25 protein-coding genes are annotated in these 25,839 nt (G+C 73.2%); 16 read left to right on the top strand and 9 right to left on the bottom strand.

Annotated features, from left to right (window positions below):
- Positions 1 to 142: 142 nt before the first annotated feature.
- From pcaDC to ACZ4QV_RS30590, 3 genes are all read left to right on the top strand, one after another.
- Positions 143 to 1,438, top strand: a complete 1,296-nt coding sequence (gene pcaDC / locus ACZ4QV_RS30600; protein WP_361591462.1) for a bifunctional 3-oxoadipate enol-lactonase/4-carboxymuconolactone decarboxylase PcaDC — start codon at positions 143 to 145, stop codon at positions 1,436 to 1,438.
- Between the two features lie 71 nt (positions 1,439 to 1,509).
- Positions 1,510 to 2,163: an MBL fold metallo-hydrolase gene (locus tag ACZ4QV_RS30595; RefSeq protein ID WP_361160416.1), complete on the top strand. Its 654-nt coding sequence runs from the start codon at positions 1,510 to 1,512 to the stop codon at positions 2,161 to 2,163.
- A gap of 30 nt (positions 2,164 to 2,193) precedes the next feature.
- Positions 2,194 to 2,973, top strand: a complete 780-nt coding sequence (locus ACZ4QV_RS30590) for an exodeoxyribonuclease III (RefSeq protein ID WP_361160418.1) — start codon at positions 2,194 to 2,196, stop codon at positions 2,971 to 2,973.
- Between the two features lie 31 nt (positions 2,974 to 3,004).
- Here ACZ4QV_RS30590 and ACZ4QV_RS30585 read toward each other — a convergent pair whose 3' ends face one another.
- On the bottom strand, positions 3,005 to 4,801 hold the full coding sequence (locus ACZ4QV_RS30585; protein WP_361618621.1) for an SGNH/GDSL hydrolase family protein: 1,797 nt from the start codon (positions 4,799 to 4,801) through the stop codon (positions 3,005 to 3,007).
- Between the two features lie 131 nt (positions 4,802 to 4,932).
- Here ACZ4QV_RS30585 and ACZ4QV_RS30580 point away from each other — a divergent pair, with 131 nt between their 5' ends.
- Positions 4,933 to 5,355 (top strand): DUF6278 family protein, encoded by a 423-nt coding sequence (locus tag ACZ4QV_RS30580; RefSeq protein WP_361160422.1) that lies wholly within the window; start codon positions 4,933 to 4,935, stop codon positions 5,353 to 5,355.
- A 53-nt stretch (positions 5,356 to 5,408) separates the two neighbouring features.
- Here the strand turns inward: ACZ4QV_RS30580 and ACZ4QV_RS30575 are convergent, their stop codons facing one another.
- Positions 5,409 to 6,164: a GntR family transcriptional regulator gene (locus ACZ4QV_RS30575; protein WP_361160424.1), complete on the bottom strand. Its 756-nt coding sequence runs from the start codon at positions 6,162 to 6,164 to the stop codon at positions 5,409 to 5,411.
- A 297-nt stretch (positions 6,165 to 6,461) separates the two neighbouring features.
- Between ACZ4QV_RS30575 and ACZ4QV_RS30570 the strand changes: the two genes are divergently transcribed.
- Genes ACZ4QV_RS30570 through ACZ4QV_RS30555 form a run of 4 tightly spaced genes read left to right on the top strand, consistent with a single transcriptional unit; the run spans position 6,462 to position 9,657 of the window.
- Positions 6,462 to 7,205 carry an amino acid ABC transporter ATP-binding protein gene (locus ACZ4QV_RS30570; RefSeq protein WP_361591505.1) on the top strand — a complete coding sequence of 248 codons (744 nt, stop codon included), beginning with the start codon at positions 6,462 to 6,464 and terminating at the stop codon, positions 7,203 to 7,205.
- A gap of 14 nt (positions 7,206 to 7,219) precedes the next feature.
- Positions 7,220 to 8,134 carry a glutamate ABC transporter substrate-binding protein gene (locus ACZ4QV_RS30565; RefSeq protein ID WP_361160427.1) on the top strand — a complete coding sequence of 305 codons (915 nt, stop codon included), beginning with the start codon at positions 7,220 to 7,222 and terminating at the stop codon, positions 8,132 to 8,134.
- A 15-nt stretch (positions 8,135 to 8,149) separates the two neighbouring features.
- The gene (locus ACZ4QV_RS30560; RefSeq protein WP_361591465.1) at positions 8,150 to 8,794 is read left to right on the top strand and encodes an amino acid ABC transporter permease; all 645 of its coding nucleotides are present in this window, start codon (positions 8,150 to 8,152) and stop codon (positions 8,792 to 8,794) included.
- Complete coding sequence (locus tag ACZ4QV_RS30555) at positions 8,791 to 9,657, top strand: amino acid ABC transporter permease (protein ID WP_361160432.1); 867 nt, start codon at positions 8,791 to 8,793, stop codon at positions 9,655 to 9,657. The genes ACZ4QV_RS30560 and ACZ4QV_RS30555 overlap by 4 nt, the downstream gene beginning before the upstream one ends.
- Before the next feature lie 54 nt (positions 9,658 to 9,711).
- On the opposite strand, the gene ACZ4QV_RS30550 is transcribed toward ACZ4QV_RS30555, so the two are convergent.
- From ACZ4QV_RS30550 to ACZ4QV_RS30540, 3 genes are all read right to left on the bottom strand, one after another.
- A complete protein-coding gene (locus tag ACZ4QV_RS30550; protein WP_361591468.1) occupies positions 9,712 to 11,364 on the bottom strand; it encodes an alpha/beta fold hydrolase in 1,653 nt (550 codons plus the stop codon).
- 151 nt (positions 11,365 to 11,515) lie between these two features.
- Positions 11,516 to 12,730 carry a globin domain-containing protein gene (locus ACZ4QV_RS30545; RefSeq protein ID WP_361591470.1) on the bottom strand — a complete coding sequence of 405 codons (1,215 nt, stop codon included), beginning with the start codon at positions 12,728 to 12,730 and terminating at the stop codon, positions 11,516 to 11,518.
- Positions 12,731 to 12,866: 136 nt separating this feature from the next.
- Complete coding sequence (locus ACZ4QV_RS30540) at positions 12,867 to 13,313, bottom strand: RrF2 family transcriptional regulator (protein WP_361160439.1); 447 nt, start codon at positions 13,311 to 13,313, stop codon at positions 12,867 to 12,869.
- Between the two features lie 274 nt (positions 13,314 to 13,587).
- Here ACZ4QV_RS30540 and ACZ4QV_RS30535 point away from each other — a divergent pair, with 274 nt between their 5' ends.
- Positions 13,588 to 13,995 carry a four-helix bundle copper-binding protein gene (locus tag ACZ4QV_RS30535; RefSeq protein ID WP_361160442.1) on the top strand — a complete coding sequence of 136 codons (408 nt, stop codon included), beginning with the start codon at positions 13,588 to 13,590 and terminating at the stop codon, positions 13,993 to 13,995.
- A gap of 63 nt (positions 13,996 to 14,058) precedes the next feature.
- Here the strand turns inward: ACZ4QV_RS30535 and ACZ4QV_RS30530 are convergent, their stop codons facing one another.
- Complete coding sequence (locus tag ACZ4QV_RS30530; RefSeq protein WP_361160445.1) at positions 14,059 to 14,460, bottom strand: DnaJ family domain-containing protein; 402 nt, start codon at positions 14,458 to 14,460, stop codon at positions 14,059 to 14,061.
- A 205-nt stretch (positions 14,461 to 14,665) separates the two neighbouring features.
- Here ACZ4QV_RS30530 and ACZ4QV_RS30525 point away from each other — a divergent pair, with 205 nt between their 5' ends.
- Positions 14,666 to 16,234 (top strand): carboxylesterase/lipase family protein, encoded by a 1,569-nt coding sequence (locus ACZ4QV_RS30525; protein ID WP_361160447.1) that lies wholly within the window; start codon positions 14,666 to 14,668, stop codon positions 16,232 to 16,234.
- Between the two features lie 32 nt (positions 16,235 to 16,266).
- Here ACZ4QV_RS30525 and ACZ4QV_RS30520 read toward each other — a convergent pair whose 3' ends face one another.
- Complete coding sequence (locus ACZ4QV_RS30520) at positions 16,267 to 17,010, bottom strand: hypothetical protein (RefSeq protein WP_467763682.1); 744 nt, start codon at positions 17,008 to 17,010, stop codon at positions 16,267 to 16,269.
- A 250-nt stretch (positions 17,011 to 17,260) separates the two neighbouring features.
- On the opposite strand from ACZ4QV_RS30520, the gene ggt reads away from it, so the two are divergent.
- The 5 genes from ggt (at position 17,261) to ACZ4QV_RS30495 (ending at position 22,799) form a co-directional block, all read left to right on the top strand.
- Entirely contained in the window at positions 17,261 to 19,105 is a 1,845-nt protein-coding gene (gene ggt / locus ACZ4QV_RS30515) for a gamma-glutamyltransferase (protein WP_467763681.1), read from the top strand.
- 140 nt (positions 19,106 to 19,245) lie between these two features.
- Positions 19,246 to 19,719 (top strand): MarR family winged helix-turn-helix transcriptional regulator, encoded by a 474-nt coding sequence (locus ACZ4QV_RS30510; protein ID WP_361160454.1) that lies wholly within the window; start codon positions 19,246 to 19,248, stop codon positions 19,717 to 19,719.
- Between the two features lie 122 nt (positions 19,720 to 19,841).
- Entirely contained in the window at positions 19,842 to 21,437 is a 1,596-nt protein-coding gene (locus ACZ4QV_RS30505; RefSeq protein WP_467763680.1) for an amidase, read from the top strand.
- Positions 21,438 to 21,499: 62 nt separating this feature from the next.
- The gene (locus ACZ4QV_RS30500) at positions 21,500 to 22,132 is read left to right on the top strand and encodes a TetR/AcrR family transcriptional regulator (protein WP_467763692.1); all 633 of its coding nucleotides are present in this window, start codon (positions 21,500 to 21,502) and stop codon (positions 22,130 to 22,132) included.
- Between the two features lie 82 nt (positions 22,133 to 22,214).
- Complete coding sequence (locus ACZ4QV_RS30495) at positions 22,215 to 22,799, top strand: hypothetical protein (RefSeq protein ID WP_467763679.1); 585 nt, start codon at positions 22,215 to 22,217, stop codon at positions 22,797 to 22,799.
- A gap of 239 nt (positions 22,800 to 23,038) precedes the next feature.
- Here the strand turns inward: ACZ4QV_RS30495 and ACZ4QV_RS30490 are convergent, their stop codons facing one another.
- A complete protein-coding gene (locus tag ACZ4QV_RS30490) occupies positions 23,039 to 23,743 on the bottom strand; it encodes a beta-ketoacyl-ACP reductase (RefSeq protein WP_361160463.1) in 705 nt (234 codons plus the stop codon).
- A gap of 346 nt (positions 23,744 to 24,089) precedes the next feature.
- Here ACZ4QV_RS30490 and ACZ4QV_RS30485 point away from each other — a divergent pair, with 346 nt between their 5' ends.
- Positions 24,090 to 24,890, top strand: a complete 801-nt coding sequence (locus ACZ4QV_RS30485) for an MmyB family transcriptional regulator (protein ID WP_361160466.1) — start codon at positions 24,090 to 24,092, stop codon at positions 24,888 to 24,890.
- On the opposite strand, the gene ACZ4QV_RS30480 is transcribed toward ACZ4QV_RS30485, so the two are convergent.
- Complete coding sequence (locus ACZ4QV_RS30480; protein ID WP_361638992.1) at positions 24,872 to 25,804, bottom strand: MBL fold metallo-hydrolase; 933 nt, start codon at positions 25,802 to 25,804, stop codon at positions 24,872 to 24,874. The genes ACZ4QV_RS30485 and ACZ4QV_RS30480 overlap by 19 nt on opposite strands.
- Between the last annotated feature and the right edge of the window lie 35 nt (positions 25,805 to 25,839).

Raw genomic sequence — 25,839 nt, 5'->3', positions numbered from 1 at the left:
GGTCACGCGTACACGCCAGTGAACGGATACCTGGCGGTTCGAGTGTTCCGTCAGTGTCCCGACCCGCTGTCGCAGGAGAGTCAAGACCGCTAGGTTCACCCTGGCGATATGACATCCCGCGACAGATGAGAGGGTCAGGCGGGTGAGTGAGACGACGGTGAAGACCCTGCAATTCCGCTCTGACGGCCCGGAAGACGCGCCTTGTCTGGTTTTGGGGGCGGCGCTCGGGACGACCTGGCACATGTGGGACCGGCAGATACCCGAGCTGACCCGTCACTGGCGGGTCGTCCGGTTCGATCTGCCGGGGCACGGTGGGTCGCCCGCGTATCCGGCGGCCTCCGTCGCCGAGCTGGCCGACCGGCTGGTGGCGACGCTCGATGTGCTGGGTGTGGAGCGGTTCGGATATGCGGGGTGTTCCATCGGTGGGGCGATCGGTGCGCAGTTGGCGCTCACCCGGCCGCAGCGGGTCACCTCGCTCGCTCTGATCTCCTCGTCGCCCCGCTACGGCACCGCCGACTCCTGGCGGCAGCGCGGTGTGGTGATCCGTACGAACGGGCTGGACCCGATCGCCCGTACCTCGCCCGAGCGCTGGTTCACGCCCGGCTTCGCGGGGGCCCAGCCGGCGATCGTCGAGTGGGCCGTCCAGATGGTGCGCACCACCGACCCCGGCTGTTACATCGCCGCCTGTGAGGCGATGGCCTCCTTCGACGTCCGTTCCTCGCTCCAGCGGATCGGGGTGCCCACCCTCGTCGTCGCCGGTTCCGAGGACCAGGTCACCCCGACCACCGACGCCCGCACCCTGGTGGCGGGCATACCGGACGCGAGTCTCGCGCTGGTTCCCGGTACGTCCCACCTGGCGCCCGTCGAGCAGCCCGCCGCCGTCACCGAACTGCTCATCCGGCACTTCACGGCGGCCTGGCACGACAAGTCGGGCGGCACGACTCAGACGGCGATCGGCGCCGCCGCGCCCAAGCCGGTGCTCGGGCCCGCCACGCCGCCCCCGCCCGTGGTGCCCGCGGCCATCGAGTCCGGTCTCGCCCAGCCGGAAGCGGTCCGGGGCGGCGCGTACGAGCAGGGCGTCAAGGTCCGCCGTGAGGTGCTCGGTGATGCGCATGTGGACCGGGTGGAGGCCGACACGGACGACTTCACGGGGGACTTCCAGGAATTCATCACCCGGTACGCCTGGGGCGAGATGTGGACCCGCGGCGGACTGGACCGGCGGACCCGCAGCATCATCACGATCACCGCGCTGGTCGCCCGCGGCCACCAGGACGAACTGGCGCTGCACACCCGCGCCGCGCTGCGCAACGGGCTCACCCCCACGGAGATCAAGGAAGTCCTGCTGCACACCGCGGTGTACTGCGGCGTGCCGGCGGCCAATGCCGCTTTCGCCGTGGCGCAGCGCGTCATACGGGAGGAGACGACGCCGGAGGGGTGAGGAGGGCGGGGCGAGGGCGGTGGGGGCCTCCCCTGAGGGCCCGCCGGGCACCCGCGCGGCAAGATGGGGGTATGGAACTCACGAAGAAGACGCACGCCTGTGTCCGGCTGGAGAAGGACGGGCAGGTGCTCGTCATCGATCCCGGTGTCTTCAGCGAGCGGGACGCGGCGGTCGGCGCCGACGCCATCCTGATCACCCACGAGCACATGGACCACTTCGACGAGGAGCGGCTGCGCGCGGGCATGGAGGCCAACCGGGGCGCCGAGATCTGGACCCTGGCCAGTGTGGCCGAGCAGATTTCCGCGGCGTTCCCGGGGCGGGTGCACACGGTCGGTGAGGGGGACGCGTTCACCGCCGCCGGGTTCGACATCGAGGTGCACGGACAGCTGCACGCCGTCATCCACCCGGACATCCCGCGGGTCACCAACGTCGGCTATCTGATCACCACCGAGGACGACGGCGCGACCGTCTTCCACCCGGGTGACGCGCTCACCGTCCCCCAGGGCCGTACGGTGGACACCCTGCTGCTGCCCGTGCACGCGCCGTGGAACAAGGTCTCCGAGGTGATCGACTACGTCCGCGAGGTCCGGCCGCGCCGCGCCATCGACGTGCACGACAGCTTGCTCCAGGACCACGCCCGTCCCGTGTACGACGGCCTGATCGACAAGCTCGGCGGCACCGATCACGCCCGCCTCACCCCCGGTGACCACACCGGTTTGAACTGACTGTCGGACCCCCGCTGTAGGTTTACGGACATGCGCATCGCGACCTGGAACGTCAATTCGATCACCGCCCGCCTCCCGAGGCTGCTGGCCTGGCTGGAGAACACCGGCACGGACGTGCTGTGCGTCCAGGAGACCAAGTGCTCGGCCGAGCAGTTCCCGTACGACCAACTGCGCGAGCTGGGCTACGAGGCCGCCGTCAACGCCACCGGCCGGTGGAACGGCGTCGCCCTGCTGTCGAAGGTGGGCCTGGAGGACGTCACCAGCGGGCTGACCGGCGGTCCGGAGTACGAGGGGGTCCAGGAGCCCCGCGCCGTCTCCGCGACCTGCGGCCCGGCCCGTGTCTGGTCGGTGTACGTGCCCAACGGCCGCGAGATCGACCATGCGCACTTCGCGTACAAGCTCCAGTGGTTCGAAGCCCTGAAGGCGGCTGTCGCCGAGGACGCGGCGGGCCCCCGGCCCTTCGCGATCCTCGGCGACTTCAACGTCGCGCCGACCGACGACGACGTCTGGGACACCACCGTCTTCGAGGGCATGACGCATGTGACGCCCGCGGAGCGCGCCGCCCTGGCCGCTCTGCGGGAGGCCGGCCTGTCGGACGTCGTGCCGCGCCCCCTGAAGTACGACAAGCCGTTCACCTACTGGGACTACCGCCAGCTCTGCTTCCCGAAGAACAAGGGCATGCGCATCGACCTGGTGTACGGCAACGAACCGTTCGCCAAGGCCGTCTCGGACGCCTACGTCGACCGCGAGGAGCGCAAGGGCAAGGGCGCGTCGGACCACGCTCCGGTGGTGGTGGATCTGGACGTATGAGTCCGGCCTGACGCCCTTCCGGCGGTCCGGCTCAGGGCCTGGGCAGCAGCGCCCGCAGGTCCACCGACTCCCCGAGCGCCCGCAGTCCCGCGTCGCCGGGGTGCAGGTGGTCGCCGCTGTCGTACGCGGGCAGCAGCCGCTGCGGGCGCCGCGGGTCGCGGAGCACCGCGTCGAAGTCCAGTACGGCGTCGAAGTCCGCGCCGCGTGCCCGGAGGGCCGTGTTCACGGCGGTGCGTCGCGTCTCGACCGCCGCCGTGCAGTCCGGGAAGCCCTCGCACGGCGCGACGGTCGCGGCCACCACGCGCAGCCCGCGCTCGTGTGCGCGCCGGGCGAGGGCCCGCAGCCCCGCCACGACCTCGTGTGCCGGAGTGCCGGTGCGCAGGTCGTTGACGCCCTCGAAGATCACGACCGTACGGACCGAGGGCCGCGCCAGCACGTCCCGCTCCAGCCGGTGCTGTGCGCTGACCCCGCTGACGTCGGTGCTCACGCCGTCACCCGGATAGCGGTCGGTGACGACCCGGTTCCCCGCGATGCCGCTGTTGACCACGCCGTAGCGCGGGAGTGCGTGCTGGGTCCGGAAGCGGCGGGCCAGCACGTCCGGCCAGCGCCGGTTGGCGCCCGCCGTCGAACCCTGGCCGTCGGTGACGGAGTCCCCAAGCGTCACGACCGTGCCCGGACCGCCCGCCACTTCCACCCCGGTCAGGAACGGCCAGCCGGTCAGCGTGCCGGGGTACGCCGCGGCGCCGCTGTCGCCCGTTCGGTCGCCGGAGCCCGGTGCGCTCACGTACGAGACCTGCTCGGACCGCCCGTGCACCGGCGCGGCCGTCACCGTGCCCGGCAGATACAGGCTGACCAGCAGGTTGCGGCCCGCGGGCACGGTGTACCGGAGGGGATCGCTGTACGCCTCGGCGCCGGCCGGGACCCGTACGCCGCGCTGCCCGCCGAACGTCAGCGGTACGGGTGCGCGGGCGGCTCCCGCGCCGCCGCCCGCGCCCTGTACGGCCACGCTCGCCGCCGCGAAGCCCACCGGCGCCGCCGCGAAGGTGTTCGCCAGCCGGACCCGTACCCGCGGCCCGCCCGTGCCGCTGTGCACGACCAGGCGCAGCGTCCGGCCGCCCCACGGACCGGCCTTCGCGTACCCGCCCGTGCTCGTTCCCCAACTGCCCGTCCACCCGGCACCGTTGTCGCGCACCGCCACCGCGAACACGTGCAGATCCGCGCCCGGCCCCGGGTCCCGGGGCAGTACGACGGCGGCCACCTCGCGCCCGCGCACCACCGGCACGCTCACCGCGTACAGCCGCGCCGGCTCCGCCCGTTGGCCGCCCGGCGTGTTGATGTGCGGCAGCGTCACCGCCTTGGTGGCCGGCGGGCCCGTACGCCAGTCCGGCGCGCTCAGCCGGTACGCGCTGCGCGACCCGTCCCGGTAGCGGACCGTGCCGGTGCCGGTCACCGCGCCGCCCGTCGCGGCCACCAGCAGCGACACCGCGTCGCCGCGCCCGTGCAGCCGTACGGTCTGGCCGTCGGCCCGTACGTTGTCGGGCCGGCCCGGCGCGGTGCGCGGCCACCGCAGCCGGGCCGCGTCGAGAGTCAGCACCCGGCCCGGCGTCCAGCCCGCCGCGGCCAGGTCCCGCGCGGACAGGGAATTGCCCGCGCCGTCGAAGTCCGCCGAGGTCGACGCGGACGGCTCGCTGATGGCCCTGTTGTCGAAGAGGCGCTCCAACGGCGCCGGACCGGCTGGCCGTTGGAGCGGCGCCGCCGGGGCGGCCGTGGCGCCCAGGGTGAGGGAGAGGGCCGGGGCGAGTGCCCCGCTCCACAGTCGTACGCGCATATGGGCGTCCTTCCGCGGGTACCGGTGACGAGTACGGGTCCGGCCGGAGCCGGTCGCCGGGTCGTTGATCCGGTCACCGGCCTGCCGCGCGCCTGTGGCCACCGTCCCGGCCCGGGTGGGACGCTACGCCCATGAACATGTCTTTCCTGGACAAGTGGCGCAAGCGGCCGGAAGCGGTCCCTGCTGTCGTGGACGACCCCGAAGGCGCGGCGATGCTCCTGGCGGAGTGCGAGCTGCTGCGTGCCCAGGCCCAGACCGAGGGCGTGGAACTGGACGACTCGGTGCATTCGTTGGAGGCGCTGGACCAGTTGCGGCCCGCGTGGCGTGACGACCCCGAGGTGGTGACCTGGCTCGGCAACGACGCGGGCTGCTACCTGGGTACGGTGCTGGTACGGACGGTGCCGGGCGCGGCCTGGAAGGTGTGGCCCGGCGGTGAGCCGGTGGTACGGCTGGCCTCCGGCCGGGAGGTGGACGTGGTGACGGCGGGCCGGGACTGGGCGGCCACCGGCGCGCCCGAACTGTGCCAGCTCTACGCGGAGGCCGCCGAGAGCTGACCCGCGCGGCAGGCGGAAATGCGACGACAGGCCCTGGACGGCCGGCGGCCCGGTCACACGAACCCGATGTCGTACGCGAGGCGCCACCGGTCGGCCCGTACGACGATGTCCGAGGTCTCGACGGCCCGCCCGTCCGCGTCGTAGTGGGTGCGTTCCACGGAGGTCACGCACTGCCCGGGGGAACAGCCCAGCGCCTCCGCCTCGGCGCTGGAAGCGGGCCGCGAACCCACGCGTTCCTCGGCGCGCACCACCCGGATCCCGATGGCGGCCATCCGCCCCCGCACCCCGCGCCGGGCGTAGGGTCCGCATTCCGGGAAGACGACGTCCGTGCCCTCGGTGATGGCGAGCGGCTCCCAGCTCGTGGCGAGTTGCACGGGCTGCCGGTTGGCCAGGTATTCGTACACCGACCGGACGACGCCGGTGCCCGGCACGATGCACAGCCGCCGCGCGACCCGGTCGGACGCCGCGTCCGTCGTCGAGGACACCTCCCAGGTCAGCGGCGTGCCCTCGGGTGACCCTTCCAGGGCGATCCGGGCGGCGAACGGGGAGTCCACGGCGCCCGTGGAGCGCAGCAGCGTCCCGATCGGCGCCCGGTCGGCGACGAACACCCCGCGCCCGAACTGGCCTTCCGCGTAGCCGGCGGCCTTCAGGACGCGGACCGCGCGGTCGACGGTCTGGTCGCTGGCCTCGTACGCCCGCTTGAGCTCGGACCGGGACGGAATCCGCGCGCCGACGGGCAGGGCTCCGTCGTCGATCTGGCGGCGGAGGTCGTCGGCGATGCGCTGGAAGACGGGTCGGTTGTCACCCATGCCCCACAGGCTAGGTACGCAGGCGGGCACTGTGTACCTAGGGGGAAGGCGCCGGGGCAGCCGCCCGCCGAGGGGGACGGGCCGGTGGTGCGGTGCGGCCCGGGCCGGTGGTGCGGTGCCGTCCGGCTGGCGGCGCGGGCCGGGGGCGCGGCGCCGGACGCGCGTGGGCACTTTCCCGAGTAATCAGGGGTTATCGCGGCATTCGTGCGTGTCAGGGGAAAAGTACTGCTTTCGGGCAGGTAGTTTGCGGGGTCTTGCGGTGTCCTGGCGGTACGGATGAGAGTGAGCAGGCTGCACATGGCCGGTGATGCGCTGATCGAGCTGCGCGGGGTCAACAAGCACTACGGAAAGCTGCACGTCCTCCAGGACATCGACCTCACCGTCGGCCGCGGCGAGGTGGTGGTCGTCATCGGGCCCTCCGGGTCCGGCAAGTCCACCCTGTGCCGCACCATCAACCGCCTCGAACCGATCGAGTCCGGCACCATCACCCTGGACGGCCGCCCGCTCCCGGAGGAGGGCCGCGAACTGGCCGGACTGCGCGCCGAAGTCGGCATGGTCTTCCAGTCCTTCAACCTCTTCGCGCACAAGAGTGTGCTGGCCAACGTGATGCTCGCGCCGGTCAAGGTCCGCAAGCGCAAGAAGGAGGAGGCCGAGCGGCGGGCCCGCCAACTCCTGGACCGGGTGGGCCTGGCCACGCACGCCGACAAGTACCCGGCGCAGCTCTCCGGCGGCCAGCAGCAGCGCGTGGCCATCGCCCGCGCGCTGGCCATGGAGCCGAAGGCGCTGCTCTTCGACGAGCCGACCTCCGCCCTCGACCCGGAGATGATCAATGAGGTCTTGGAGGTCATGCAGCAGCTCGCGCAGGAGGGCATGACGATGGTCGTCGTCACCCATGAGATGGGTTTCGCGCGCTCCGCCGCCAATCGGGTGGTCTTCATGGCCGACGGCCGGATCGTCGAGGACCGCACGCCGGAGGAGTTCTTCACCGCGCCGGAGAGCGACCGCGCCAAGGACTTCCTGTCCAAGATCCTCAAGCACTGACCGGGGGCGCCGCCATGCACCAGACCCGAACCGCCCTCGTGGCGCTCGCGCTGACCGCGGCCGCCCTGCTGGCCGCCGGCTGCGGCAGGTCCGGCAGCCCGCCGGTCAAGGGCCCCAAGGGCAGCGAACTGCCCCGCTACGCGACCGCGGAGGGCTTCCGGCTGCCCGCCTCCGCGACCTGGCGCAAGGCCGAGAGCCGCGGCCGGCTGGTCGTCGGCGCCAAGGAGGACCAGCCGTACATGGGTGAGCGGGACCCGGCCTCCGGGACGTACACCGGCTTCGACGTCGAGATCGCGAAGATGATGTCCGCCTCCCTCGGGTTCGACCCGAAGACGATCCAGTTCAAGACCATCGCCTCCGCCAACCGCGAGACGGCCCTGCAGAACGGCCAGATCGACTTCTACGTCGGCACCTACACCATCAACGCCAAGCGCAAGCAGCAGGTGGGCTTCGCCGGGCCGTACTACATGGCGGGCCAGGGCCTGCTGGTGCGCAAGGACCAGAAGGGCATCGACGGGCCGCGGGACCTGGCGGGCCGGAAGGTCTGCTCGGCGGCCGGTTCCACGCCGTACCAGCGCATCCAGGCGGACTATCCCAAGGCCGACCTGGTCGCCTACGACACGTACTCGGTGTGTGTGGACAACCTGCTCACCTATCAGGTCGACGCCGTCACGACCGATGACGCGATCCTCATGGGCTACGCCGCCAAGGTGCCCGACGAGCTGAAGCTGGCCGGCAAGCCGTTCTCCGAGGAGCCGTACGGCATCGGCGTGCCGCGCGGGGACACCGCGCTGCGCCTCGCGCTGGACGACGCGCTCGCCGCCCACGAGAAGAACGGCGACTGGAAGAAGGCGTACGACGCGACGCTGGGCCTGTCCGGCGTCCCCGCCCCGCGGCCGCCCGCCATCGACCGCTACCCGGCGAGCTGAGGACGAGGACCGCCCATGAACGTGCTCACGGACAACTTCTCCCTCTACGGGGAAGGGCTGCTCGGCACCGTCGAACTGACCGTCTTCGCCTCGCTGCTCGCACTGGTCGTCGGGGTGCTGATGGCGGCCTTCCGGGTGGCACCGGTCGGTTCGCTGCGGGTGTTCGGCACCGTGTGGGTGGCGGTGCTGCGCAACACACCGCTGACGCTGCTGTTCTTCGCGGTGCTGCTCGGTCTGCCGCGCTTCGGCGTCGTCCTGCCCTTCAAGATTTTCGCCGTCCTCGCGCTGGGCTGCTACACCTCCGCCTTCATCTGCGAGGCGGTGCGCTCCGGCATCAACACCGTGCCGGTCGGGCAGGGGGAGGCCGCCCGCAGCCTCGGTATGACCTTCTCGCAGGTCCTGGGCGACGTGGTGCTGCCGCAGGCGTTCCGTACCGTCATCCCGCCCGTCGGCTCGACGCTCATCGCCCTCGCGAAGAACTCGGCGATCGCCGGTTCGTTCAGCGTCGTCGAACTCCTCGGCACCTACAAGACGCTCAACGAGCTGGGCTACAGCATCATCTGGACCTTCGTCTGGATCGCCGTCGGCTATCTGATCGTGACCCTGACCATCAGCGCGCTGTTCAACGTGCTGGAAAAGCGCTGGGGGGTTCCCCGATGACCGCCACCACCGCCCTTTACGACGTCCCCGGACCGCACACCAGGCGCCGGCACCGGCTCTACGGGGCGGCGGCGACGGTGGTGATCCTCGCCGTCCTCGCCTGGGCCGGGTACCTGCTGATCGACACCGGCCAGTTCAGCGCCCGCAAGTGGACCCCGTTCGCGTACGTGGGCATTCAGAAGCTGCTGCTCGAAGGGCTGGGCAACACGCTCAAGGCGTTCGCGTGCGCGGCCGTGCTGTCGCTGGTGCTGGGCGCGGTGCTCGCCGCGGGCCGGCTCTCCGACCACGCACCGGTCCGGTGGGTGAGCACGCTGCTGGTCGAGTTCTTCCGGGCGATGCCCGTCCTGGTCATGATCTTCTTCGTGTACGTGGCGCTGAAGGCGGAGCCGCTGTACGCGCTGATCGCGGGACTGACGCTGTACAACGGCTCGGTGCTGGCCGAGGTGTTCCGGGCCGGTGTGCACTCCGTCGACCGGGGGCAGCGGGAGGCCGCGTACGCGCTGGGCATGCGCAAGACGCAGGTCATGACGTACGTCCTGGTGCCGCAGGCGGTCCGGGCCATGCTGCCCACGATCATCAGCCAGCTCGTCGTCGCCCTGAAGGACACCTCGCTCGGCTTCCTGATCACCTACGAGGAGTTCCTGCACGCCGGCAAGCTGATCGCCTCCAACCTCGACTACGACCTGCCCTTCATCCCGGTCGTCATGATCGTCTCGCCGATCTACATCGGCCTGTGCATGCTGCTGTCGTGGTGCGCGTACCGGGTCGCGAAGCGGCAGCGCAAGAGCCCGAAGACGGACGCGGTGGACGTCAACGCGCCGGAACCGGGGACGCTGCTGCCGGGGGCACAGCAGCAGCGATGACGCCCGGGCCCGGTCCTCGGTCAGGCAGCAGCAGCGTGGCCCCCGGCCCGGACCTCAGTCGCGTACCGGCACCGACACCCACGACGGATCGTTCGCGGGGGAGGAGAAGGTGAGCTCGGCACCGGACGGGTTGTGCTCGATGTAGAGCGGGTCGACGGAGTCCACGACCACGGCCAGCCGGTGGCCCGCCGGGACGTCGTACGCCGTCGAGAACAGCTCCAGGTCGGCGCCGAACGGCTTGCCCGGAGCCTTGTCGTGGAAGGTGAACGGCGCGTGCGAGACCAGCTTGCCGACGCCGAGCGGCCCCACGTCGTACAGGTAGGCGATGCCGGTGCCGCTCTCGGCGGTGCCGGTGACGGTGGTGTGCAGCTTCGCCGTGCCGCGTACGTGCTGCGCGGAGGTGTACCGCTCGGACTGCCACACGGCGGCGGCCGAGCGCGGCAGCAGCGGGATCGAGGCCATCGGCGGCAGCCGGAGGAACTGGTCCAGCAGGCTGGAGAGGAAGATCGTGCCGCCGTTGGCGCCGGAGTCGCGGTGGGTGCCGATCCGCTGCGTGCCGTTCAGCGCGATCCTCCGGTTCCCGGAGGGCACGTCCTGCCAGCTCTTGTACCCCTCGTAGGCGCCGGTGGAACGGGACTTCAGTTGTACGGGCGCCTCGCGGTCGACTCCGTTGTCGGCGCCCTTGAGGTAGCGGTCGAACCAGCGCTTGGTGTGGTCCCAGGTGTCGTTCGGCAGTCCGAGCAGGCCCAGGCCCTCGGCGGTGGCGTGGTCGCCGGGCCGGAACTCCAGCCGCTTGGGCCCCTTGAGCTTCTCGTAGAAGTCGGCGTACTGGTTGGGCGGGAAGAGCGAGTCGCCCCAGGCGTTGCCCAGCATGATCGCCGCGCCATTGGCGTTGATCTTGTCGAGGTAGGTGACCGGGGACCGCTTCGCGCCCCACTTGATCATGTCGCCTTCCTTGGCCAGGTCGGAGGCGAGGAAGTCCTTGAGGATGGTCTTCAGCTCCGGGCTGGGGCGCCCGGTGACCGCCCCGAGGCCGCCCAGCAAGGCGGCCGCCTGCTGATGCTGGGTGCGGCCGCTGTAGATCGAGTCGATCAGGTCGGCCCAGCCGCTGAGCGCCGCGACCACCTTGACGCGCTTGTCGAACGCGGAGGTCAGCAGGCTGATCCCGGCGCCGTACGACACCCCGCCCATGCCCACCTTCGCCGGGTCGGCCGCGGTGTGGGCCAGCGCCCAGTCGATGACCTTGGAGGCGTCGGCGATGTCCGGGGGGCCGGCCGTCTCGATCTGCCCGCCGGACTGCCAGAAGCCGCGCGAGTTGTAGCCCACCACCACGTACCCGGCGTCGGCGAGCTTCTTGGCCTGCACGACGTACTCGATCTGCGGCATGCCCCAACTGGTGGGCAGCACGATCAGCGGGTAGCGGCGGCCGGGCACGGCGTCGCCCGGGGTGAAGACGTTGGCCTTCAGGGTGATGCCGCCGTCGCCCACGATGTCGACGAACTTCACGTCGGGGAACTTCGCCGCGAGGTGCTGCTGCGTGGCGGCGCCGGTCGCCTGGGCGCCCGTGGCAGGGGCGCTCGCGGCGGGGGCGGGCGGTGCGGTGGTGGCGGAGTGCGCCAGGGGGGCGCCCGCGAGGGGGGTGGTGGCGAGCACGGCGGCCGAGACGGTGCCGACGGTGGTGCGCAGCGTGGTGCGGGAGGGCGACATCTACTGCTCCTAGTGCTTCAAGACTGAAGTGACTGGAGAGTAAGGTGCGCTTCTTACCGCTGGTAACCCGTCGGTAGGTTACGGATGGGTAACGTCCGGCTGTGCCGGGCCGGACGGTGCGCCCGGCCGACAGGCCGGGCGCACTTCCTGGTCAGAGGCCCAGGTCCGGACCGAACACCTCGTAGTGGATGTCCGCCGCGGCCACCCCCGCGGCGAGCAACTGGCCGCGGGCCTCCTTCATGAAGGGCACCGGGCCGCAGAGGTAGGCGACGGCGCCTTCCGGGACGTCGATCCGGCTCAGGTCGATCCGCCCCTCGTGCCGGGTGACGACGCCCTCGCCGTCGCCCGCCCCGGCAGCGGCCTCCGGCTGCTCGTACCAGACCTCGGCCGTGGCGTGCGGCAGCTTCCCGGTGAGCTGCCGCAGTTCGGCGCGGAAGGCGTGGGTGGCCGGGGTGTGGTCGGCGTGGACGGAGACGACGCGGCGGTCGCAGCCGTCGGCGGCGAGCCGGGACAGGATGCCGATCATGGGGGTGCAGCCGATGCCGGCCGAGACGAGCAGCATCGGGCGGTCGCTCTCCTCCGGCACCACGTCGCCGAACGGGGCGCTGACGCGCAGGACGTCGCCGCTGTGCAGCGCCGTGTGCAGATGGTTGGAGACCTCGCCCGCCGGGGAGCCGGAGGCGTCACCGGTCACCCGCTTCACCGAAAACTGAAGGCCGCCGTCCGGCTGTCCGGACAGGCTGTACTGCCGTATCTGCCGGGCCCCGTCGGCGAGCTGCACCTGTACGGAGACGTACTGGCCGGGCCGGGAGGCCGGGACCGGGGCGCCGTCCACCGGCTGGACGACGAAGGTCACCACGTCCTCGGTCTCCTGGAGGCGGCCGACGACGCGGTACTCCCGCCAGACGTCACCGTCCGGCGTGCCCGCCGCTTCGTACAGGCGCTTCTCGGCGGCGATGAGGGCGTTCGCCATCAGCCAGTACACCTCGTCCCAGGCCGCCGCGACCTCCTCGGTGACGGCCTCGCCCAGGACCTCCACGATGGCCGCGAACAGGTGCTCGTGCACGATCGGGTACTGGTCGGCGCGGACGCCGAGCGAGGCGTGCTTGTGCGCGATGCGCTCCAGCATCGCGTCGGGGCGCTCGTCCGGGTGCTCCACCAGGTACGTGGCGAAGGTGGCGATGGAGCCGGCGAGCGCCTGACGCTGGCTGCCGTTGGCCTGGTTGCCGCGGTTGAACAGGTCGCGCAGCAGCTCGGGGTGGGCGGCGAACATCTTGTCGTAGAAGAGCGGGGTGATCTCACCGATGGCCGCTCCGACCGCGGGAAGGGTGGCGCGGACGGTTTCGGCGGACGTGGACGACAGCATCGGGTGCTCCGGTTCTCGGGAAGTGCTGAGGGGTCGGTGGTGGTCGGTGGGCACGCGGTGGCGCAAATAACTTGCATCTGAGATTCGTATTTCGCCGCCAGCGTACGAGCCGGGGTGGCGGTGTGCGTAGGGCCGTTCAGCCCTCCGGCCGGGGAGTCAGGCCGAGCAGCACAGGGCCGGTCGGGGAACCCACCAGGTCCTCGATGGACAGCGGATCGAGCGCGGCGAAGAACGCCTCCTGCGCGGCACGCAGGGCGCCGCGCAGGCGGCAGGCCGCGCGCAGCGGGCACGGCGGATCGTCCTCGCACCCCACCACGTCGCCGACGCCCTCCAGTTCGCGCACCAGGCGGCCCAGGGAGCCGGTACGGCCCTTCCGGGTCAGGGACAGGCCCCCGTTGCGTCCGCGCCGGGCCTCCACGACGCCGAGGTGCTGGAGTCTGCTCACCACCTTGGCGGCGTGCGTGTACGGGACCTGGACGGCGCCCGCCACCTCGCGGGTGGTCGGCGCGTCACCCCGGTCGTCGAGGACCGCCAGCCGCATGGCGATGCGGAGCGCGATGTCGGTGCTCTTCGTCAGTCGCACGAGCACACCGTACTGAATTGGATTTTTGGATGCCAATTTGGGGTGCGGCGGACGGGGCGGGCGGGACCGGGCATGTCGCGCGGGACCGGACGAGCCGGTCGGACCGGACCGGCCGCGCGCGCCGGGGGAGCGGCCGCCAAGACGGGCGGCCGCGTGCCTGTCCCCCCGCGCCGGGCAGCAGTACGGTCGGCCCGAAGGGCATCCACGGGCCACCCTCCGGCCACCGGGATGCGGTGCCGGAACCGGCCCCGAACCACCGCGCCTGGAGGCCGCCATGCTCCCGACCCGCACCCTCCTCGACAGCATCACCACGAAGGCCCGGCTCGGCACCGACGTGCTGGCCCCGGCCACCGACGCCCTCGCCGAGTGCGAGAAGGCCGTCCTCGTCTGCGCGACGGGCATGCTCGCCTCCGACGAGCCCGACCGGATGCGGGAAGCGGCCCGCGCCGACCTGGACTGCCACGACGTCGTCGGAGCCACCCTGCGACTGCTGCTCAGGGAAGGCGGCGGCGAGACCCGGCTGCTGGCCGCGCAGCTCGACGCGTGCGCGATCGCCTGCGAACGCAGCAACGAACTGTGCCGGGCACACGCCGGCCGTCACGAGCACTGCCGCCTGTGCACCCAGGCCACGACCCGCGCGATAGACGCCTGCCACGGTGTACGGGAGGCACTGCGGCCGTAACTCAGCCGACCGGGCCGGGGGCGGGGAAGGACGCTGCGCCCCCGGCGCGGGCTGCCCGGCCCGCTACGTCCCGCGCCGTTCGCGCCACTCCCGTACGACGCTCTCCACGTCGTACGGCTCCAGGTTGAGCGGCGGGCCGGGCGGCGGCTGCCGGACCGCCTCCTGGATCTTGGCGTTGATCTCGCCGATGATGCGCCGCACCGCCCGCTCGGAGGGGGCCCGCGCCGCGGCCTCCCGGGCGTCCTCGGCCTCCTTGCGCAGCGCGAGGGTGGGCGGCAGGAAGGAGAGGTTCTCCCGGCTCATCTTCTCCTTGACCCACCACATGGCGTCGTACGGTTCGTCGAGGCCGGTCAGCGGCTTGCCGAAGCCGGGCAGGCCGGTGAACTCACCGCGCTCGGCGGCCTCGCGGATCTGCCGGTCGGCCCAGGTCTCGAAGCTGACGCCGGGGGGCTTGCGCTCGGTCATCACGGGGCTCCCTGGGGTGGGAATGCGGCCGGTCACCCTCGGCCCCGGGGTGCGGGGGCCGTCCGTACACAAGTACCACAGGGGGATGTCGCGGGCGTGGCCGACTGCGGGTGTCCGGGGCGGGCGGCGGCGCCGTGTACGCGGGTGGCCGTCGGTGGCGTAGAACGGTCTGTGCGGGGGCGATCCGGAGGAAAGGGCGTGACCGATGGCCGCAGTCGGCGAGTGGTGGCGGGCCGTGGAGACGGAGCGGGGGCGCGTGCGCGGCGTGCCGGCGCCGGTGGCGGAGGGCGGAGCGGCCCCGGGGCGGCGGACCGGGGGCGCCGCGGCCGGGAGTGCGGCGGACCTGCCGTCGGTGGCCGCCTTCCGCGGCGTTCCGTACGCGGCGTCGCCGGTCGGCGGACTGCGCTTCGCGCCGCCGCGCCCGCACGAGGGCTGGACCGGCGTGCGGGACGCGGTACGCCCCGGGCCCGCCGTGCCGCAGGGCCCGTCCCGGCTGGAGCGGGTCATGGGGCCCCGTACACCCGACTGGAGCGAGGACGGCTGCCTGACCCTCAACGTCTGGAGCCCCGCCGAGCCGTCGGGCGCGGGACGGCCCGTACTGGTGTGGTTCCACGGCGGCGGGTTCACCAGCGGGTCCGGTGGCTGGGACTGGTACGACGGTGCCCGGCTCGCGGCGCTCGGCGACCTCGTGGTGGTCACGGCCAACTACCGTCTCGGGCCGCTCGGCTGGCTCTTCCTGCCCGAGGCGGGCGTGGCCGGCCTCGGGCTCCAGGACCAGGCGGCGGCACTGCGCTGGGTGCACGAGAACATCGCGGCCTTCGGCGGCGATCCCGGCCGTGTCACCGTCGGCGGCCAGTCGGCGGGCGCGTACACGGCCCTGTCCCTCGCGGTCGCCCCGGAGACCCGCGGGCTGATGCGCCGGGTCGTCGCGCAGAGCGGCCCGTGGGGCCTGGAGCCTCAGGACCCGGCCGAGGCGGCCGGGATCACGGCCGACTACCTCCGTCTGCTGGGGCTGCCGGACAAGGCCGCCGTACCCGGCAACGAGGCCGCGGCGCTGCGGGAGTTGCGCGCCCTGCCGGTGGAGCGGCTGCTCGCCGCGTACGCCCGGCTGGCAGCGGACCGCGCCCGCCCGGGCCGCCTCACACCGCTCATGTACCCGGTGCTCGGCGGCACCGGCCTGCCGGTACCGCCCGTGCAGGCCGTGGCCGAAGGTGGCCTGGGCAGCACCGGGTTGCTGATCGGTACGGTACGGGACGAGATGACCGCGTTCCTGGCCTTCGACGCCGAGGCCCGGGCGTTCACCCGGGCCGACGTCCTGCGGATCATGCGCGAGGACGCCTGCGGCGACTCCGACGCGGCGGCCGTCGCGTACGACGACCTGGCGCGGCTGCGGCCGGACGCGTCCCCCGTGGACCTCCTGGCCGAGGCGGCCACCGGCTGGATGTTCCGGGACGGCGCGACCGCCATCGCGGAGCAGCGCGCCGCGCAGGGGACGCCCGCGTACGTCTACCGCTTCGACCGGGCCCCGGACGGTGACGACGGCACGCTCGGCGCCACCCACTGCGCGGAACTGCCGTTCCTCTTCGGGACGTTCGACGCCTACCCCGAAAGCCCGATGCTGGGGCACACCGGCGCGGAGGACCGCCGTCTGGCGCACGCGTTCGGCGGCGCGCTGGCCGCCTTCGCGGCCACCGGCACGCCCGACGGGCCGGGGCTCGCGGACTGGCAGCCCTACCTCGGCGGGCCGGCGCCCGAGGTGATGTACTTCGGCTGACCCCGAGGGCCCGTGCGGCACAGCGGCGGTCGTCACACCCCCGCCCGGTGCCCCTTCGGCTCGGCCGGCGCCAGCGCGGCCTTCGTCACGTCCGCGACCAGCTCCACCACGTCGGGGCCGTACGCCTGCGAGTTGACGACCTTGAGCAGCAGGCAGAACTGCCCGTCGGCGCCGTACTTGCGGGCCAGCCGCGCCCGGTTGCGCACCAGGTGCCGTACGGCGGCCCGGTGGGTCACCGGGCGCTGCCCGGCCGCGAGGAAGACCGGGCGGCCGCTCTCGACGGCGGTGAGCCGGGCCAGCAGCACGTACTCCACCGCGCCCGGCTCCATCCGGTACGTCGAGCCGCCGACGGCGAAGGTGCCGCGCCCGATGCCGTGTTCGTCGCCGGGGTGGACGGCGACGCCCGGCAGCAGGCTCGCCAGGTACGCCGCGAGCCGCCTGTGCGCGGTCGGGTCGCCCACGCAGAACTCGGTGCGCGCGCCGAAGCCCTGGAGCCCGGTGTCGTGCGGCGCGACCTCCGCGTGCGCGCCGCAGGTCTCCACCACCGAGGCCAGGCCGAGCAGCGCGAGTGCGTCGTGCCGCGGGATGCTCCAGTGGGCCGAGGTGCTGTCCCGGTGGGTGACCAGCACGCATTCCGATCCGTCGGGCAGCCCGAAGAAGCTCTGCTCGCGGTCCAGCTTGCGGCGCGCCACGGCGGCGTGCGCGGCCCAGCCGGCCGCGGCACCCACGACGAGCGCGGCCGCCGCCACGGTCACGAGGAGCAGGGAGTCGTCCATGGCGGGGGAGCGTAGCGGCTGACCGGGAGTGTGTTCGAACGCGGGGCGGGCGGCTGGGCGGCCTTGCCCGGGTCCGTACGGGCATGCGGGACAGCGTCCGCTATACGGCGCCCCGTACCGTTGCGCCCCGGCGGGCCGATCGGCCGTTCGCGCCCCTTTCGCGCCCCGCGCTCGCGCCCTCTGTCGCCCCCGTGATCACGCGGGTAGGCTCCGGCCCCTGCCGCCCGAACAGGCCAGGAGGGAACGCCGCATGACACCTGCCCGACGTCTTTCCGCGCTGGGAGTGGTCGTCGCGCTCGCCGGCTCGCTGACCGCCGTCCCGGCCTCGGCCGCGTCACCGGCCGCCACCGCGCGGCCGCCTGCCGCCGACCCGTCGACGGCCGCCCCGGCCAAGACCCCGCCGAAGGTCCCCGTGGCGGCCGGCTACGGCGGCGCGGTCTCCAGCGTGGACGCCGACGCCTCCGCCGCCGGTATCGAGGTGCTGCGCAAGGGCGGCAACGCCGTGGACGCCGCGGTCGCCACCGCGGCGGCTCTCGGCGTCACCGAGCCCTACTCCGCCGGGGTCGGCGGTGGCGGCTACTTCGTCTCGTACGACGCCAAGTCCCGCACCATACGGACCCTCGACGGCCGGGAGACCGCGCCGCGCAGCGCGGACAGCGGCCTCTTCCTGGAGAACGGCAAGCCGATCCCGTTCGATCAGGCGGTCACCAGCGGCCTGTCCGTCGGCACCCCCGGCACGCCCGCGACCTGGGACACCGCGCTGGAACGCTGGGGCACCCGCCCGCTGCGCGAACTCCTGAAGCCCGCCGAGAAGCTCGCCCGCGACGGCTTCACGGTCGACGAGACGTTCCGCTCGCAGACCGCCGCCAACGAGGCGCGCTTCCGCGACTTCCCCGCCACCGCCCGCCTCTTCCTGCCCGGCGGCAAGCTGCCGGTCGTCGGCTCCACCCTCAAGAACCCCGATCTGGCCCGTACGTACAAGGAACTGGGCGACAAGGGCGTCGACGCGCTGTACGACGGGCGGCTCGGCAAGGACGTCGTACGGACCGTCCGGAAGCCGCCGGTGCGTCCCGGCGCCGAGCGCAAGGTGCGGCCCGGGGACCTGACGGCGAAGGACCTGCGGGAGTACGAGGTGCGCCGCCAGGCGCCGACCAAGGCCCGCTACCGGGGCCTGGACGTGTACGGCATGGCGCCCGGCTCCTCCGGCGGCACCACCATCGCCGAGGCGCTCAACATCCTGGAGCACAGCGACCTGTCGAAGCTGAGCCAGAAGGAATACCTGCACCGCTACATCGAGGCCAGCCGCATCGCCTTCGCCGACCGCGGGCGCTGGGTCGGCGACCCGGAGTTCGAGGACGTGCCGACGCGCGGCCTGACCTCGCAGCGCTTCGCCGACTCCCGGGCCTGCCTGATCAAGGACGACGCGGTGCTCACCAGCCCGCTGGCGCCCGGCGACCCGCGCGACCCGCGGCCCTGCGAGGCCGGCGGACGGGCCGCTCCGACGACGTACGAGGGGGAGAACACCACCCACCTGACCGTCGCCGACAAGTGGGGCAACGTCGTCGCCTACACCCTGACCATCGAGCAGACCGGCGGCAGCGGCATCGTCGTACCGGGCCGCGGCTTCCTGCTCAACAACGAGCTGACGGACTTCTCCTTCGCCCCGGCGAACCCGGCCGTGCACGACCCGAACCTGGCGGGCCCCGGCAAGCGGCCGCGGTCCTCGATGTCCCCGACGATCGTGCTGCGGGACGGCCGTCCGGTGGTGGCCCTGGGCTCGCCCGGTGGCGCGACGATCATCACGACCGTCCTGCAGAGCCTGCTGAACCACCTGGAGCGCGGCATGCCGCTGGTCGACGCCATCGCCGCGCCCCGCGCCAGCCAGCGCAACGCGGCAGCGACCGAGCTGGAACCCGGCCTGTGGGACAGCCCGGTCCGCGCGCAACTGGAGGCCATCGGCCACCGGTTCACCCGCAACCCGGAGATCGGCGCCGCGACCGGCGTGCAACGCCTGCCGGACGGCCGCTGGCTGGCGGCGGCGGAGAAGCAGCGGCGCGGTGGCGGGGCGGCGATGGTGGTACGCCCCGAGGGGTGAGGCCGCTGCCGTGAGCGGAGGTGCCGGGTCCGGTGGGTGACGCGTGGTCGCGTGTCGCTCACCGGACGCGTCGCGTCCGCCCGAATCCGGGCACAGCGGGAGCATAAGCGCGTTAAATAACCGTACGATATGTTTTGCGGGTGAACGACGACCTGAACGACCACCCGCCTCCCTCCCCGGACGGCGACCTGGACGTGGACGCCTTCGCCACCGCGGTCGAGTACTTCAACCGCTTCTACGTACGGCTGCCCACGCCGGAGAAACTGTCCCTCACGACCCTGTCGGTGCTGGACACCCTCGCGTACGCCGAAGGGCCCATGCGGCTCACCGAACTGACCAGGACCGAGCAGGTCAGCCAGCCCGGCATCACCCAACTGGTCACCCGGCTGGAGCGCGACGGACTCGTCGAACGCCGCCCCGACCCCAGCGACGGGCGCGCCGTCCTGGTCCGCATCACCGAGGCGGGACGGCGGATCGGCCGCTCCCGGCACACGCACCGGACGCGCCACCTGGAACCGCTGGTGGCGCAGTTGACCTCCGGGCAGCGGCAGGCGCTCGCCGAAGCGCTGCCCGCCCTGACCCGCCTCGCGGAACTCGGCCGGCACCGGCCGTGACGCCGCGGGTGCGCCCTTGAAGCGGGTGCGCCCTTGAAGCGGGCGTGCCGTTGAAGCGGGCGCGGCCCCCGGTTACCGTCGAAGCTGTTCGTTCGAACGAACAGTGCCGCCGAGGGGGAGCCATGGGCATACGGGACACCGGCACCAGGGAGTACGAAGGACTGGCCGAGCAGGCCGCGGCGCTGGCGGCGGGACAGGTGTCCTCGGCCGAGCTGGTACGCCGGTCGCTGGCCCGCATCGACGCCACCCAGGACACGGTCAACGCCTTCCGCCGGGTGCGCGCCGAGGCAGCCCTCGCCGAGGCCGCCGCGGCCGACCGGCGGCTGGCCGCGGGCGAGCGGCTGCCGCTGCTCGGCGTGCCGGTCGCGGTCAAGGACGACACCGATGTGGCGGGCGAGCCCACCGCGTTCGGGTGCGCCGGGGAGTTCCCGCCCAAGCGGGCGGACGCCGAAGTCGTACGGCGGCTCCGCGCGGCCGGCGCGGTCGTCGTCGGCAAGACCAACGCGTGCGAGCTGGGGCAGTGGCCGTTCACCGAAGGACCCGCCTTCGGCGACACCCGCAACCCCTGGAACCCGGGCCACACGCCCGGCGGTTCGTCGGGCGGCTCGGCGGCCGCCGTCGCCGCGGGCCTGGTCCCGGCCGCCCTCGGCACGGACGGCGCGGGCTCGGTCCGTATCCCCGCCGCCTGGACCCACCTCGTCGGCATCAAGCCCCAGCGCGGCCGCATCTCCACCTGGCCCGACCCGGAATCCTTCCAGGGCATCACGGTGCTGGGCCCGCTGGCCCGTACGGTCCGGGACGCGGCCCTCCTGCTCGACGCCGCCGCCGGCCACCACGACGGCGACCTGCACCGGCCCCGCCCGGTCGCGGCCCGCGCGGCGGCCGACCGCGACCCGGGACGGCTGCGGATCGCGCTCTCCTGGAAACCGGCCTTCACCGGTACGCCCAAACCGCTCCATCCGGAGGTGCGGTCCGCCGTCACCGCCCTCGCCCGCACCCTCGCGGGCCTCGGCCACCACGTCGAGGAGGCCGAACCGGACTACGGGCTGATCGGCCTCGCCTTCGTGCCGCGGGCGACGGCGGGCGTACGGGAATGGGTGGCGCGGGCGCCCGACCGCGCGCTGCTGGACCGCCGGACGCGTGAGGCGGCCCGGCTGGGGCGGTTGCTCGGCGGGCCCGTGCTGCGCCGGGCCCGGGTGGCGGAACGGAGGCAACACGGGCGCGTGGGAGCCCTGTTCGGCCCGTACGACCTCGTCCTGACACCGACCACGGCCGCGCCGCCGCCGCGCATCGGCACGCTCGCGCGGATGAACGGCTGGCAGACCGACCGGGCCATGATCGCCGCGTGCCCGTACGCCTGGCCGTGGAACGTCCTCGGCTGGCCGGGCGTCAGCGTCCCCGCCGGATTCACCGTCGGCGGGCTCCCGCTGGGCGCCCAACTCCTCGGCCCCGCCCACTCGGAGCCCCTGCTGATCTCGGTGGCGGCCCAACTGGAGGCGGAGTTGCGCTGGTACGAACGGTGGCCCGAAGCGGCGGCGGTGGAGGGCGCGGCGGAGAGCGCGGTGCCGGTGCCCGCGACGGACGGCGGCTCGGGGGTGCGGGGGCGGGCGCGGCCGCGCGGTCCGAAGGTGGTGGTGGACCGGTTCCGGACGGTGGGCGGGCCCGGGCCGGCGGACACGGTGGGCGGATCCGGTCCTGCGGACGCGGTGGGCCGGTGACGGCGCGCGAGGCCGGGCCGAGACGTACGGAAGCCGAACCGAGACGTACGGAAGCCGGGCCGGTGCGGGAGCCGGGCCCCTCCGGCGCGCCGAAGCGGGCGGGAGACACCCGGCATCGCATCATCGGCGCCGTCCTGCGCATCATCGGCCGCGACGGTGTCGCTGCCGTCACCAACCGGCGCATCGCCAGGGAGGCCGGTGTCTCGCCGGGGTCGGTGACGTACCACTTCGCGACCCAGCACGACCTGCTGCGGGAGAGCCTGCTGCGGTTCGTCGCCGAGGAGACCCGGCGGTTCACCGAACTGGCGGCGGACAGCCGCCTCGACCGGATCGGGCTGCCCGAGGCCGCCGCGCTGGTCGGGCAGGTCGCGGGCGGCACGGAGTTCGACAGCGAGCACATCGCGCCGTTCGAACTGTACGTCCAGGCGGGCCGCGACGAGCGGCTGCGGGCCGCGGCCGTCGAGTGCTTCGCCGCGTACGACCGGCTCGCCGCCCGCATCCTGACGGCGCTGGGCGTCGCCGGCGCCGAGCGCCTGGCGGGCACCGTGGTCGCCCTGGTCACGGGGCAGCAACTGCGGCGTCTGGCCACCGGCTCGACCGCCGAGGACCTGGTCGACGCGTTGCTGCTGCTGGCCAGGGGTGCGGCACCGGCGGCCCCCTCCTTCGTTCCCGCGTCGAGGGACCGCGGCGTCTGAGTACGCGTACTCATGACCGTTACGGCGCGTACGGGCACAATCTGCCCTTGTCCGCTGTGCCCCAGCCAAATCGGAGTGATCTGTGAAACGCCTGGCCGCAGCAGGAGCGGCCGCAGCCGCTGCCGCGCTGCTGACGCTGACCGGTTGCGGCACCGAGCGCGCCACCGGGGCTGAGGGCACGACCGGTTCGAAGCCTGCCACCGGCCCGGAGCACGCCACCGGCTCCCGTCTCTTCCAGGACATCGCCGCCCGCTGTGCGGGCGCTTCCACGCGTCTCCCGAGCCCTCCGGCGAGTGATCCGCCGGGCGGCGTCGCCCAGGACCCCGAGAACTCGCGCTACGCGGAGAACCACGGCTACCGGCAGACGGTGCAGCTCACGCCGAACGCCCGCTGCCGGGGGACCGCGCACGCCGAACGCGTCGCCGCGGCGCTGCGGAAGGCCGGTCCGGCCGGAGTGCGCGACGAGGGGGACCTCGCGGCGCTGCTCGAACGGCTCGCCTACCCGAAGGACGGCACCGGCGTCCACCGCTCGGGCGGCTCCCTCGGCTTCACGCTGTCCCTCCCGGACGGCCCGTGCCTCACCGGCCGTCTGGGCCCGCCGCTCGACATCGAGCCGCACGGCGCCTACATGGAGGGCGGCTGCGAGGAGCCCCGGGGCGGCCACTGAGCCCGCCCGTCGGACGAGTCGGCGTACCGCGCCGGGGCGGCGGCCGGCCGCGGCCGTCCGTGCTGTGCCTGTGAGACGCCGGCGACCGGCGTCTCACAGGCTCCCCGCCGTCCCCCGGTGCGTGAGCGCCTGACCCCCGTCCAAGCACTCACGGCACCGCCCCTCGTGGGGACAGGTCTGTCCGCCCGCGCCGGAAAGGGCGCGGGGATGTGGTGAAAGTGTGCGGCTGCGCGCGGGGCTCAGTGGCCCATGCCGGCGCCGCCGTCCACCGGGACGACGGCCCCGGTGATGTACGACGCCTCGTCGCCGGCCAGCCAGCGCACCGCCGCGGCGATGTCCTCGGGGCGGGCCATTCTGCCCAGGGGGATCTGTTCGACCATGGCGTCCAGGCGTTCCTGGGGGAGCGCCGCGGCCATGTCGGTCCGGGTGAGGCCGGGGGCGACCACGTTGGCGGTGATGTTGCGCGAGCCCAGTTCGCGGGCGAGGGAGCGGGCCAGGCCGACGAGTCCGGCCTTGGCCGCCGCGTAGTTCGCCTGGCCGGCCTCGCCGCGCAGGCCGACGGTCGAGCCGACGAAGACCATCCGGCCCTTGCGGGCCCGCAGCATGCCGCGGGTGGCGCGCTTGGCCAGCCGGTACGCGGCCGTGAGGTTGGTCGCCACGACGGCCTCGAAGTCGTCCTCCGACATCCGCATCAGCAGGGCGTCGCGGGTGATGCCGGCGTTGGCCACCAGGACCTCGACCGGGCCGTGCGCCTCCTCGATCTGGCGGAAGGCCGCCTCGACCTGCTCCGGGTCGGTGATGTCGCAGGGGACGCCCAGGACACCGGCCGGCGGCTCGCCCGAGCGGTACGTGACGGCGACCTTGTCCCCGTCGGCGGCCATGGCTTCCGCGATCGCCAGCCCGATACCCCGGTTGCCACCGGTGATGAAGACGCTGCGGCTCATGGATGCCTCTCGGTTGCTGCTGGGACGCCCGGCTCCCGCCGGCGGCGCGGTGGCGGTGCGGCCGCGGGGATGCCGCGGCGCGGGTGCCCTCGCGCGGTCAGTCACTCTGGCACAAACCGATTGATCGTTCTCGTCCGGCGCCGGTCACCTGCGGTGACCGGCACCAGGAGTTCCGGTAGGCACGGTGCCGGTCCGGAGAGTGGGATGGGGTGATTTGCTGGATTTACTGCACATTGCGGGGCGGGCGGGCCGGGGAGGGACGGGTCCGGCGCGTAGCGACGCCGGGTTAAAGTCGGCCGTAACTTTTCGATCCCTTTACCGAATCCCGCGGGGAGTTTGGCAATATATGTCCAGTAAGCACCTGCTCGGTGACTTCCTGCGCAACTGGCGCAGCCGCCGGGACCCCACCCAGGTGCCCGGTTTCACCGCCACATTCGGCCACCGGGACCGGCGCGGCGTCACCCAGGCCGAGACGGCGGCGCTCACCGGGGTCACCGAGGGCTGGTACCGCAGGCTGGAGTCGGGAAGGATCGAGCGGCCGAAGGCCGAATGGCTGGAGCGCATCGTGCGCATCCTCGACCTCGACGAGGCCCAGCGGCACACCCTCTTCGTCTACGCGCGGGGCCAGGTACCGCCGCCCCTGTACCGCCCCGACGGCTTCGTCGACCCGTCCACGTCCGCGCTCATCCAGGTGCAGCCCTGGCCGGCGTACCTGTCCGACGCGGCGTGGGACGTGCTCCTGTACAACACGGCGTGCGAGCAGGACTGGCCGTGGATGAAGCACGGCGTCAACGTCATGATCTGGGCGCTGACCTACCCCGAGGCCCGCCTCCAACTGATCGACTGGGAGGAGTCCTGGGCCAAGCCGATGGCGTCGCAGCTCCGGCTGGCCGCCGCGGAACAGCCGGACAACCGGAGGCTGGCGGAGGTCGTCGCCGAGATCAAGGAACGCGACAAGGTCGCGGCCCGGCTGCTCACCGACGACCTCACGACCGTCACCCACCCCGACGGTGACCGGCGCTGGCTGTACCTGCCCGGCCACGGGGACGAGGAGTTCGAGGTCACCTTCCGCTGCTTCGCGCCGCTCAGCGACCGTACGCAGCGGTTCATGCTGGTGGTGCCGTGCGACTATCCGGCGGCGAGCTGAGCCATCCCCTCGACCAGCTCGAACGTGGTGGACGGGACGTTCTCCGCGCCCGCCTCCCGGTAGGCCGCGGCGACCGCGGTGAACAGCCGCTCGGGGTGCGCCAGGCCGCCGGCGTACTCCTGCTGGACCAGCCGGGCCGCCTCGGCCAGCTCCGTACCCTTGCGGGCGTGGGCGGTGGCCGTGTCCATGATCCGGGACAGCCGGTCGCGGAAGGCCGTGACGCCCGCCCGGTCGGTGATCCGGCCGTGGCCGGGCACGAAGGTCGTGGCGCCGGTGGCCAGCAGGGTGTCGCAGGCGGTGACGCAGGACGTGAGCGAGCCCGACCAGACGATCATGTGGCCGCCGTCGAACAGCGCGTCACCGGTGAACACCACCCCGTCCTCGGGGACGTGCAGCGCGACGTCGCCCGCGCTGTGCCCGGGGCCGAGGTCGAGCAGCCGTACCGCGGTGCGGCCGACGGTGAGGTCCAGGCTGCCGGTGAAGGTACGGGTCGGCGGGGTGACGGTGATGCCGCCGAAGTCGAACACGCCGAAGTGCTCGACGGCGTAGGCGGTGACCGCGGTGGTCGGCTCGCTGCGGCTGAGGGCCGCCAGCATGTCCGGGGTCATCTCCTGGCACAGGTGCGCCGCGGACGCCTCGGACGTGATGATCTCCGCGTCCGCGACCAGCTCGTTGCCCCAGGTGTGGTCGCCGTTCTGATGGCTGTTGACCACGGTGGTCACCGTCGCGTCCGGTACGGCGCCGGCGATCGCGTCCAGCAGCTCCCGGGTGGCCCGCAGCGTGAACTGCGTGTCCATCAGGAGCGCTTCGCCGTCGGACGCCACGAGCCCGCAGTTGCTGAATCCCCAGGCGGTGCTGTCGTGCGTCCACGCCCAGGTGGTCGGGGACAGCGGGACGAGGCGGGGCGTGCTCAAGGAAGGTCCATTCTCTCGTGGGCGGGCCGGCCGCT

The organism is Streptomyces sp. NPDC026394, assembly GCF_055567735.1.
The sequence above is the reverse complement of the archived record's forward strand: the minus strand, read 5'-3'. Positions and strand labels throughout refer to the sequence as shown.

What these genes read in the sequence shown, in the direction of transcription:
- ACZ4QV_RS30595 (WP_361160416.1), top strand. Translation starts at nt 1,510, where the DNA reads ATGGAACTCACGAAGAAGACGCACGCCTGTGTCCGGCTGGAGAAGGAC.
- ACZ4QV_RS30590 (WP_361160418.1), top strand. Translation starts at nt 2,194, where the DNA reads ATGCGCATCGCGACCTGGAACGTCAATTCGATCACCGCCCGCCTCCCG.
- ACZ4QV_RS30585 (WP_361618621.1), bottom strand. Translation starts at nt 4,801, where the DNA reads ATGCGCGTACGACTGTGGAGCGGGGCACTCGCCCCGGCCCTCTCCCTC.
- ACZ4QV_RS30580 (WP_361160422.1), top strand. Translation starts at nt 4,933, where the DNA reads ATGAACATGTCTTTCCTGGACAAGTGGCGCAAGCGGCCGGAAGCGGTC.
- ACZ4QV_RS30575 (WP_361160424.1), bottom strand. Translation starts at nt 6,164, where the DNA reads ATGGGTGACAACCGACCCGTCTTCCAGCGCATCGCCGACGACCTCCGC.
- ACZ4QV_RS30570 (WP_361591505.1), top strand. Translation starts at nt 6,462, where the DNA reads ATGGCCGGTGATGCGCTGATCGAGCTGCGCGGGGTCAACAAGCACTAC.
- ACZ4QV_RS30565 (WP_361160427.1), top strand. Translation starts at nt 7,220, where the DNA reads ATGCACCAGACCCGAACCGCCCTCGTGGCGCTCGCGCTGACCGCGGCC.
- ACZ4QV_RS30560 (WP_361591465.1), top strand. Translation starts at nt 8,150, where the DNA reads ATGAACGTGCTCACGGACAACTTCTCCCTCTACGGGGAAGGGCTGCTC.
- ACZ4QV_RS30555 (WP_361160432.1), top strand. Translation starts at nt 8,791, where the DNA reads ATGACCGCCACCACCGCCCTTTACGACGTCCCCGGACCGCACACCAGG.
- ACZ4QV_RS30550 (WP_361591468.1), bottom strand. Translation starts at nt 11,364, where the DNA reads ATGTCGCCCTCCCGCACCACGCTGCGCACCACCGTCGGCACCGTCTCG.
- ACZ4QV_RS30545 (WP_361591470.1), bottom strand. Translation starts at nt 12,730, where the DNA reads ATGCTGTCGTCCACGTCCGCCGAAACCGTCCGCGCCACCCTTCCCGCG.
- ACZ4QV_RS30535 (WP_361160442.1), top strand. Translation starts at nt 13,588, where the DNA reads ATGCTCCCGACCCGCACCCTCCTCGACAGCATCACCACGAAGGCCCGG.
- ACZ4QV_RS30530 (WP_361160445.1), bottom strand. Translation starts at nt 14,460, where the DNA reads ATGACCGAGCGCAAGCCCCCCGGCGTCAGCTTCGAGACCTGGGCCGAC.
- ACZ4QV_RS30525 (WP_361160447.1), top strand. Translation starts at nt 14,666, where the DNA reads ATGGCCGCAGTCGGCGAGTGGTGGCGGGCCGTGGAGACGGAGCGGGGG.
- ACZ4QV_RS30520 (WP_467763682.1), bottom strand. Translation starts at nt 17,010, where the DNA reads ATGGACGACTCCCTGCTCCTCGTGACCGTGGCGGCGGCCGCGCTCGTC.
- ggt (WP_467763681.1), top strand. Translation starts at nt 17,261, where the DNA reads ATGACACCTGCCCGACGTCTTTCCGCGCTGGGAGTGGTCGTCGCGCTC.
- ACZ4QV_RS30505 (WP_467763680.1), top strand. Translation starts at nt 19,842, where the DNA reads ATGGGCATACGGGACACCGGCACCAGGGAGTACGAAGGACTGGCCGAG.
- ACZ4QV_RS30490 (WP_361160463.1), bottom strand. Translation starts at nt 23,743, where the DNA reads ATGAGCCGCAGCGTCTTCATCACCGGTGGCAACCGGGGTATCGGGCTG.
- ACZ4QV_RS30485 (WP_361160466.1), top strand. Translation starts at nt 24,090, where the DNA reads ATGTCCAGTAAGCACCTGCTCGGTGACTTCCTGCGCAACTGGCGCAGC.